8 protein-coding genes are annotated in these 8779 nt (G+C 74.0%); 6 read left to right on the top strand and 2 right to left on the bottom strand.

Features of this window, described 5'->3' with window-relative positions; genetic code table 11:
- Positions 1 to 63 precede the first annotated feature (63 nt).
- A complete protein-coding gene (locus BN2279_RS29270; protein WP_159037168.1) occupies positions 64 to 303 on the bottom strand; it encodes a hypothetical protein in 240 nt (79 codons plus the stop codon).
- Between the two features lie 164 nt (positions 304 to 467).
- On the opposite strand from BN2279_RS29270, the gene BN2279_RS09375 reads away from it, so the two are divergent.
- From BN2279_RS09375 to BN2279_RS09365, 3 genes are read left to right on the top strand one after another with little or no spacing between them, the layout of a single operon-like run.
- Positions 468 to 1130 (top strand): TetR/AcrR family transcriptional regulator, encoded by a 663-nt coding sequence (locus tag BN2279_RS09375; RefSeq protein ID WP_059008245.1) that lies wholly within the window; start codon positions 468 to 470, stop codon positions 1128 to 1130.
- Positions 1127 to 2788, top strand: a complete 1662-nt coding sequence (locus BN2279_RS09370) for an FAD-binding dehydrogenase (protein ID WP_059008244.1) — start codon at positions 1127 to 1129, stop codon at positions 2786 to 2788. The genes BN2279_RS09375 and BN2279_RS09370 overlap by 4 nt, the downstream gene beginning before the upstream one ends.
- On the top strand, positions 2785 to 3624 hold the full coding sequence (locus tag BN2279_RS09365) for an SDR family oxidoreductase (protein ID WP_199827680.1): 840 nt from the start codon (positions 2785 to 2787) through the stop codon (positions 3622 to 3624). The genes BN2279_RS09370 and BN2279_RS09365 overlap by 4 nt, the downstream gene beginning before the upstream one ends.
- 30 nt (positions 3625 to 3654) lie before the next feature.
- Here the strand turns inward: BN2279_RS09365 and BN2279_RS09360 are convergent, their stop codons facing one another.
- Positions 3655 to 4359, bottom strand: a complete 705-nt coding sequence (locus tag BN2279_RS09360; protein ID WP_059008243.1) for a TetR/AcrR family transcriptional regulator — start codon at positions 4357 to 4359, stop codon at positions 3655 to 3657.
- A 167-nt stretch (positions 4360 to 4526) separates the two neighbouring features.
- On the opposite strand from BN2279_RS09360, the gene BN2279_RS09355 reads away from it, so the two are divergent.
- The 3 genes from BN2279_RS09355 to BN2279_RS09345 all read left to right on the top strand — a co-directional run bounded on the left by BN2279_RS09355 (position 4527) and on the right by BN2279_RS09345 (position 8770).
- Entirely contained in the window at positions 4527 to 5783 is a 1257-nt protein-coding gene (locus BN2279_RS09355; protein ID WP_059008242.1) for a DUF6801 domain-containing protein, read from the top strand.
- Positions 5784 to 5960: 177 nt separating this feature from the next.
- Positions 5961 to 8000 carry a glycosyltransferase family 4 protein gene (locus BN2279_RS09350; RefSeq protein ID WP_059008241.1) on the top strand — a complete coding sequence of 680 codons (2040 nt, stop codon included), beginning with the start codon at positions 5961 to 5963 and terminating at the stop codon, positions 7998 to 8000.
- A gap of 173 nt (positions 8001 to 8173) precedes the next feature.
- The gene (locus tag BN2279_RS09345) at positions 8174 to 8770 is read left to right on the top strand and encodes a dihydrofolate reductase family protein (RefSeq protein WP_059008240.1); all 597 of its coding nucleotides are present in this window, start codon (positions 8174 to 8176) and stop codon (positions 8768 to 8770) included.
- The last annotated feature ends 9 nt before the right edge of the window (positions 8771 to 8779 follow it).

Here is an 8779-nt window from a genome sequence, read left to right as displayed (position 1 = left end):
CGCGGCTATGTTGCCTATCTGTCGACCCTATTGTTGTGTAGCAGTGTGACGGCCAACGCTATGTCATCTAACCTGTTCGCCGGCAGCGTCAGCTGTGTATAAGAGACGGTCACCGCTCTCGTCGTCGTCCGGGAGGACGGTGGCGAGGACGGCGGCGAGGGCGATCACCGAGGCGGCGAGGAACCCCAGGGCGACCGCGAGCGGTCCGCGCCCGCGCGGTGGCCGCGCCCGCGGGGCGGGCGGAGGATACGCGGGCGGATACGGCGTCGGCTGTCCGTCGGGTCCGGGCGTCCAGTCCGTCATCGTAGGGTTCCCTCCTCGGCACCGCTGGGCGGAGCAGCGTACCGGAGGCGCCGAATCCCGTGGGACGGAAGGCCGTTGACGGGAGTCCCGCCAACCCTTGCCGGTACGTGGCCGCATCGGATACGTTCATGTATCGAACTTGCTCCCGAGGACGGCGAGGGACCATGCCCCCGGATCACGCCCCGGCCAGACGGGTGACGACGCGGCGGGTGCGGACGCGGCAGCGGCTGCTCGACGCGGCGCTGGAGGTCTTCGCCGAGGAGGGCTTCGGCCGTTCCACGGTGGAGCAGGTCTGCGAGCGCGCGGGCTTCACCCGGGGCGCCTTCTACTCGAACTTCACGTCGCTGGACGAGCTGTTCCTCGCCATGTGGGAGCGGCGCTCGGCGCGGATGCTCGACGATCTGCGGGCGGCGCTGGACGGCATGCCGGAGGCGGCGCCGGAGGAGGCGCTGCGGGCCGCGCTGACCGCCATCCCGGTGGACGAGGCGTGGTACAGGGTGACGGCCGAGTTCACCGCGCACGCGTTGCGCAACCCGTCCCTGCGCCGTGTGATGGTGGCGCGGGAGCAGGCCATCCAGGACACGGTGCTGCCGATCGTGATCCGGGCGCTGGGCCGGGCCGGGCGGCGGGTCCCGGACGAGGCGGCGCTCGGGCAGGCGCTGGTCGCCGTGCACGACGGCACGTCCACGCAAGTCCTGATGGAGCCGGGGAACGCCACGGCGCTCCACCGGCGCGAGGCCCTGTTCCGGCATGTCCTCGACAGCTACAGCGCACCCGTCGGCGGGACCGGGGACGAGCCCGGGGAAGTGGAGGAGGAGGCGCGGTGAGCGAGCAGGCCGATGTCATCGTCGTGGGAGCCGGACTGGCCGGTCTGGTCGCGACCTACGAGCTGACCCGCGCGGGCCGCCGGGTGATCGTGGTGGACCAGGAGAACGAGGCCAACCTCGGCGGCCAGGCGTTCTGGTCGCTCGGCGGCCTGTTCCTGGTGAACAGCCCGGAGCAGCGGCGCATGGGCATCAAGGACTCCCACGACCTCGCGCTCGCGGACTGGCTCGCCTCGGCCGGTTTCGACCGCGACCGCGAGGACCACTGGCCCCGGCGCTGGGCCGAGGCGTACGTGGACTTCGCGGCGGGGGAGAAGCGGCGCTATCTGTACGGCCTGGGCCTGCGGGTGACGCCGATGGTCGGCTGGGCCGAGCGGGGCGCGGGCACCGCGACCGGGCACGGGAACTCGGTGCCGCGCTTCCACCTCACCTGGGGCACCGGCCCCGAGGTGGTGCGGGTCTTCCGCGAGCCGGTGCTGGCCGCCGCCGCGCGCGGGCTGGTCACCTTCCGGTTCCGGCACCGGGTGGACGCGCTGATCACCGAGGGCGGGGCCGCCGTCGGGGTGCGCGGCACGGTGCTGGAGCCCTCGGGCCGGCCGCGCGGGGTGGCGTCGTCGCGCGCGGCGGCGGGCGGGTTCGAGCTGCGCGCGCAGGCCGTCGTCGTCACCTCCGGCGGTATCGGCGGCGACCAGGAGCTGGTGCGGCGGAACTGGCCGGCCGAGCGCCTCGGGCCGCCGCCCGCGTCGATGATCACCGGCGTGCCCGCGTACGTCGACGGGCGGATGCTGGGCATCGCCGAGGACGCCGGAGCCTCGATCGTCAACCGCGACCGGATGTGGCACTACACCGAGGGCGTCCGGAACTGGGACCCGGTCTGGCCCGACCACGCGATCCGCATCATCCCCGGCCCGTCGTCACTGTGGCTGGACGCCACCGGGCGGCGGCTGCCCGCGCCGCTGTTCCCGGGGCACGACACCCTCGGCACGCTGCGGCACATCCTGTCCACCGGCCACGATTACACGTGGTTCGTCCTGACCCGGTCGATCGTGGAGAAGGAGTTCGCCCTCTCCGGCTCCGAGCAGAACCCGGACATCACCGGAAAGGACCTCAAGCTGGTGCTGTCGCGCGTGCGGAAGGGCGCCCCCGGGCCCGTGCAGGCGTTCCTCGACCACGGCGCGGACTTCGTCGTGCGCCCCACCCTCCGCGCGCTGGTGGACGGCATGAACACCATCGCGCCCGGCCCCGCCCTGGACTTCGCCACCGTGGAACGGCAGGTCGTGGCACGCGACCGCGAAGTCGGCAACGTCTACTCCAAGGACCTCCAGCTCATGACCGTCAACAACGCCCGCGCCTACTGGCCGGACCGGCTGACCCGCGTCGCCAGGCCGCACCGCCTCCTCGACCCGGCGCACGGCCCGCTCATCGCGGTCCGCCTGCACGTCCTGACCCGCAAGACGCTCGGCGGCCTGGAGACCACCCTCGACTCCCAGGTGGTCCGCCCCGGCGGCGAGGTCTTCGACGGGCTGTACGCGGCCGGGGAGGCCGCCGGGTTCGGCGGCGGCGGCGTCCACGGCTACAACGCGCTGGAGGGCACCTTCCTCGGCGGCTGCGTCTTCTCCGGCCGCGCCGCCGGCCGCGCGCTGGCCCGGAGCCTGGCATGAGCCCGCGCCTGTCGCTCGTCACGGGCATCCCCTCCGCCACGACCCCGCGCGTCGCGCTCGTCACGGGCGCCTCCTCCGGCATAGGCCGGGCCGTCGCCACGGCCCTCGCCGAGCGCGGCTACCGGGTGCTGGGCACCAGCCGCGACCCGTCGCGTCTGACGGACACCCCGCGCGGCGTGGAGTTCCTGCCGCTGGACCTGGCCGACGAGGCGAGCGTCGAGGCGTGCGCGGCGGCGGCCGGCGCGGTGGACGTGCTGGTCAACAACGCGGGCGAGAGCCAGAGCGGGCCGTTCGAGGAGCTGCCGATGGACGCGGTCGAGCGGCTGTTCCGGATCAACGTCTTCGGCGCGGTCCGCCTCACCCAGCTCCTGCTGCCCGGCATGCGGGAACGCAACTACGGCCGGGTCGTGATGGTCGGCTCGATGCTGGCCAGCTTCCCCCTCGCCTACCGCTCCTCGTACGTCGCCTCCAAGGCCGCCCTCAAGGGCTTCGCCCACGCGGCCCGCCGCGAGGTCGACCCCTGGGGCGTCGCGATCACCACCGTCGAGCCCGGCTCCATCAACACCGGCATCAGCGAACGCCGCACCCGGTACGTGGCCGAGGACTCCCCCCACCGGGTCCGCTTCCGCCGGATGCTGGCCGCCCTCGACCGCAACGAGGCGAAGGGCATCTCCGCGGAACGGGTCGCCGCCACCGTGGTGAAGGCCATCGAGGTCCCGCGCCCCAAGCCGCTGTACGCGGTGGGCAGCAACGCGCCGGTCGTCTTCGCGCTCCGCCGCATCGCCTCCCGTTCCACCGTCGAGAAGAGGGTCGCCCGCAAGCACGGACTGCGCTGAGCCGGCCGCCCGTTCCCCCGGGGGCCGGCGTCACCGGGGGGCGGCGAGGAGCCTCAGCAGCACGTCGAGGACCGTGTCCTCCAGGGCCGGCAGCCCGGCGGTGTCGTCCGCGACGACGCGGACGCGGACCAGCGCGGCGACGGCGCCGATCGCGGCGAAGCAGATGTCGTCGGTGACCGGCGCCCACCCGGGGTGGTCGACGACGGCTCGCTCGTGCCAGACGCGCAGCAGTCCGGCGAACTGCCGGAGGTTCTCGCCGTCCAGCCGCAGCGCCTCCGGCCCGGCCGCGGGCAGTTCGATCACCAGACAGCGGGTGAACTCCGGCTCCCGCGCGCACAGTTCGAGATAGGTGCGGACACCGGACCGCAGCGCCTCGACGTGGTCCCGGGGCCGGCCGTCCGCCTCCCGGGCTACCCGGTGCCTCCTGGCCGCCTCGTACAGGCTGGTGGCGACCGGCTGGATCGCGCCGGCGGTGGCGGCCAGGAAGCACGCGGGCAGGTCGGCGAAGTGCTCGTAGAACACCTTCCGCGAGACCCGGGCCCGTCCGACGACGTCCGCGACGGTGGTCCGGGCGTAGCCCTTCTCGGCGACCGCCGCGATCACCCCGCGCGTCAGCCGCTCCCGCTGCTCCTTGCGCACGACGTCGCCCGGCAGGCTGCTCCGGCCGCGGGGCAGCCCCGGCAAGCCCGGCGCGTAGGCCCCCGCCAGACGGGAGGGCCCTTCGGTGTTCGTCACCCGGCAAGTCTAGGAAGGCCGCCGCCGGCCCGGCTTGCGCGGTCGGTGTCAACAAACGCGCGCCGGATCCTCACCCGGCTGCGTAGGCGCGAACCGGCCCGTTGCGCGGCCCCGGACTCCCGCCCTTCTATGGGGTACTCCGTAGTTTCTCAGAAGGGGCATCCCCCATGCGATGGTTCAAACCACCCCGCGATCGCGCCCGGAGCCGTGCCGCGTCCCCCCGGCGGCTGTCCGCGTTCGCCGCGGCCACGATCGCGCTCCTCGCGGCGGCGCTGCTGCCCGCCCAGCCCGCGCAGGCCCTCGATCCCGACGACGTACCGGCCATCGGCGTCGACACCGGCCGGTTCAAGCTGCCGATCGCCTGCCAGATCAGCCTCGGCGAGCTGCCGATCTTCACCCTGAACACCGATGTGGACGTCCAGGGCGTCGCCCCGGTCCAGCTCGGCCCCGGCCAGGAGTTCTGGCTGACCCAGGGCTCGGGCAGCATCACCTTCCCGTCCTGGCTCACCGGACTCGCGCCGATCATCGGCATCGGCACGGCCGACGCGACCGTCACGGATCTGAGCATCGGCGCCAGCAACTCCACGCCCGAGGCGATCAACATCGCCGAGGACGACCCGTTCGAGATCAACGACATCAAGATCACGCCCGGTCAGGAGCTGACGGTCGGTCTGCCCCTCGAAGGCACCTTCGACGTCGGGCCGTTCACCGCGCCGGACGACGGCACCGTGACGTTCCAGTTCGTCCGCGCGGCGGTCACCGTCCAGCTCAACTCGTTCATCGGACCGATCACCGTCACCGCCGACTGCGAGGCGTCCCAGGGCAACGCGCTGCTGACGGTCGCCGTGGGAGGCCCGGAAGGGCAGCCGCCCGCCCGTTTCCACGGCGCGCCGCTGAACTTCCCCGAGCCCGGCTCCAACGAGGTGATCGGCATCATCAACGCGCCGTACACCTGCGACCTCGACGGCGTGGAGGCGGAGGTCGGCATCGCGGTCGGCGGCAACTTCCCGCTGTCGATGAACCGCGGGGAGACGTTCTCGTTCACCGACGCGTCGGGAGCGCTCACCATTCCCGCCGAAACGGTCAACCAGTTGCTCGACATCGGATTCGAGTCCGCCTCCGGCACCGTCACCCGGCTCGACCTCCAGGTCACCGGCGGCACCCCGGCCGTCGACAACGTCGCCGAGGGCGGCATCGACATCCCGGAGACCCGGCTGGTCCGTGACCAGGCCCTGGTGGTCTCCCTGCCCGTCGACGGCCCCCTGCCGGCCGGTCCGTCCCCGCCCCCCGCGAACGCGGACCGCCTCATCGTCGCCACGGGCGCGGCCGGGGCCGAGTTCGTCTTCAACGGGGACACCCGGGCCACCGCCACCTGCGACGCCCCCGAGACGCCGGTGTACCTGGTGGACACCCCGGTCCTGTAAGGGCGCGACCCCCGGGAGACAGGCCCGGAAGGGAAACGGTGGGGCGTCCGGCACGGCCGGGCGCCCCACCCGCCCCCCGACCCGCCGATCACCCGGGGGCAACCTTCCGGTCACCTCGGAGGTCTCCTTGGGTCAGGCGCTGTTCACCAGGCGCCGTTCCACGACCCGGGGGGGTCCATGAAGATCGTTTTCCTGCTCAACAACGCCTACGGCATAGGCGGCACCATCCGCTCCGTGGCCACACTCTCCGCCGCGCTGGCGGCCCGTCACACCGTGCGGGTCACCAGCCTGTACCGGCACCGAGACACCACCAGCTTCACGTTCGACCCGCGGGTCCCCATCGAGACGCTCATCGACGAGCGCGAGGGCGCGGCCGACACCAAGCGGCCCGAGGCGAGCCTGCCGAGCGAGTTCCTGCCCACCTGGCGGACCGGCGTCTCCCTGCTGAGCGACCGGCGCATGGCCGAACACCTGCGCTCCGTGGACGCCGACGTGGTGATCTCCACCCGGCCCACCCTCAACGCCTACCTCGCCCACTACGGCGACACCCGCTATCTGCGCGTCGGGCAGGAGCACTCCACCCTGTCGGCCCGTCACCCCGACGCCCGCGCCCTCCAGTTACGCGCGGTGCCCGGCCTCGACGCGTTCGTCCCGGTCGCCGAGGCCGACGCCGCCGCCTACCGCGCGGCCCTGCCCGACGCGGCGACCCGCGTCCTCCGCATCCCCAACGGCTCCCCGCCGCCGCGCGTCGCCCCCTCGACCGGCGACAGCAGGACCATCGTCGCGGCCGGCCGGCTCGTGGACCCCAAGCGCTACGACCGGCTGATCGACGCCTTCGCCAAGCTCACCTGCGACTTCCCCGACTGGCGGCTGCGCGTCTACGGCCGCGGCCCGTCGCGCGGCGCCCTGCGCGAGCAGATCGACCGGCTCGGCCTGGCCGACCGGGTCCGGCTGATGGGCGCCGTCTCCCCGATCGAGACCGAGTGGGCCAAGGGCGCGATAGCGGCGGTGACGTCCCTGTACGAGTCGTTCGGACTCACCATCGTCGAGGCCATGGCCTGCGGCGTCCCGGTCGTCGCCACCGACTGCCCGCACGGCCCGGCCGAGATCATCAGCCACGGGGAGGACGGGCTGCTGGTGCCGCTCGACGGCGGTGTGGACGCCATCGCGGACGGCCTGCGGACCCTGATGAGCGACGACGAACTGCGCCGCCGCATGGCCACGCGGGCCCTGGTGACGGCCGCCCGGTACGAGCCCGACGCCGTCGCCCGGCGCTACGAGGACCTGTTCGCCGACCTCCGTCCCACCGCCGCGTCCGCCACCGCGCGGCCCGGCCGGACCCCGGCGCGGCCCGCCGGGCTGGGTGCCCGGCTGCGCGGCCTGCTCGGCCGGCGCGGCGCGCCCCGCACCGGGACGGCGCCCGCCGCGCCCGCCGCCCGCCCGGCCGCGCGGTGCGTCACCGGCCACGACGGCGGCCTCACCGTCACCCTCACCCCGGCCGTCCCGGGGCGGCTGGTGCTGCGGCTGCGGAAGGACCCGCGGGGGCGCGCGCTGGACTTCCCCGTGGACGACCGGGGCCGGACGGCCCTGCCCCGCACCGGCCGGTCCCTGGCGTCCGGCCGCTGGGACGCGTTCTTCGTCGCCGCCGGCACCCGCCGCGCGCGGCGCGTCGCCGCCGAACTGGTCGAGCAGTCCGCCCTGGTCACCGCCCCGCCCAGGGTGGACGGCGACGGCGTGACCGCGTGGATCCCGTACACCACCACGGAGGGCAACCTCACCGTCCGCGCCTGGTCCCGCCCCGCGCACGCCGAGGCGGAACAGGTGGTGACCGGCACCGGCACGGCCGTCGTCACCGTCGCGCTCCTCGCGCCCGCGCCGCTGGAGATCACCGCCGCCCGCGCGGTCGCCCGCCACTCCGACGGCCTTGAGGTGGCCGTGCCGTTCACCGAACCGGCCGCCGGGCACCTGGAGTTGACCGTGCCCTACGCCGCGCTGGCGGCGGCGCACGCGGAGTCGGCGCGGGAGAAGACGGACTGGGAGCTGCGGCTGCGGACCGCGACGGGGGCCGAGGTGCCGGTCGGGCGGATCGGGGGCGACACGGCCGACCGGAAGAAGACGGACGTCCACCCCGCCGTCACGCACGGCGGGACCGAGGTGCGCCCGGTCTTCACGGCGGACAACGACCTCGCCGTGACCACCCGCACGCGGGACGCCTGACGGCACACGGCGCGGCCACCCCGCCCGGAGTGGCCGCGCCGCCCCCGTCTCTGTGACCCAGCTCACTTCCGCCGGGGCGTCCCGGGCGATGATTCCCGGACGGCGTGGCAGTCTCCCTTCCCGTAACCCCTGAGCGGGAAGAACGAGAAGAACGAGAAAGAGGAGTGAGTCCCATGGGCATCGCGGTGATCGCGTTCATGAGCCTGGACGGTGTCGTGCAGGCGCCGGGCGGACCCGACGAGGACACCGAGGGCGGCTTCGCGCACGGCGGCTGGACGCACCCCTTCTTCGACCCGGAGGTGGTGGGCGGCGCCTTCGACGAGGCGCTGGGCAAGGCCGGGGCGCTGCTGCTCGGGCGCCGCACCTGGCAGACGATGGCCGGGGCCTGGCCCGACCGGGCCGGTGACCCGTTCGCCGACCGCATGAACTCCCTCCCCAAGTACGTCGTGTCCCGGACCCTGCGCGAGGCCGACCTGACGTGGGACAACAGCACGCTCATCCCCGGCGACGAGGCCGTCGCCCGCCTCCGGGAGCTGCGCGCGACCGAGGGCACCGACCTGCTGGTCATGGGAAGTTCCGCACTCGCGCGCACCCTCCTCCACGAGGACCTGGTGGACGAGCTGCGGCTCATGGTCATGCCGGTGATCCTCGGCGGCGGCAAGACGATCTTCCCCGGCGACGGCACGCTCCGCACGCTGCGCCTGGTCTCCACCACGACCAGCGACGCGGGCGTCCACGTCTGCACCTACCACCGCGCCTCCGACAGCTAGAGGCGTCTC

Source organism: Streptomyces specialis (genome assembly GCF_001493375.1).
Classification (GTDB): domain Bacteria; phylum Actinomycetota; class Actinomycetes; order Streptomycetales; family Streptomycetaceae; genus Streptomyces; species Streptomyces specialis.
This window is presented reverse-complemented; position numbering and strand designations above follow the sequence as displayed.

What these genes read in the sequence shown, in the direction of transcription:
- BN2279_RS29270 (WP_159037168.1), bottom strand. Translation starts at nt 303, where the DNA reads ATGACGGACTGGACGCCCGGACCCGACGGACAGCCGACGCCGTATCCG.
- BN2279_RS09375 (WP_059008245.1), top strand. Translation starts at nt 468, where the DNA reads ATGCCCCCGGATCACGCCCCGGCCAGACGGGTGACGACGCGGCGGGTG.
- BN2279_RS09365 (WP_199827680.1), top strand. Translation starts at nt 2,785, where the DNA reads ATGAGCCCGCGCCTGTCGCTCGTCACGGGCATCCCCTCCGCCACGACC.
- BN2279_RS09355 (WP_059008242.1), top strand. Translation starts at nt 4,527, where the DNA reads ATGCGATGGTTCAAACCACCCCGCGATCGCGCCCGGAGCCGTGCCGCG.
- BN2279_RS09350 (WP_059008241.1), top strand. Translation starts at nt 5,961, where the DNA reads ATGAAGATCGTTTTCCTGCTCAACAACGCCTACGGCATAGGCGGCACC.
- BN2279_RS09345 (WP_059008240.1), top strand. Translation starts at nt 8,174, where the DNA reads ATGGGCATCGCGGTGATCGCGTTCATGAGCCTGGACGGTGTCGTGCAG.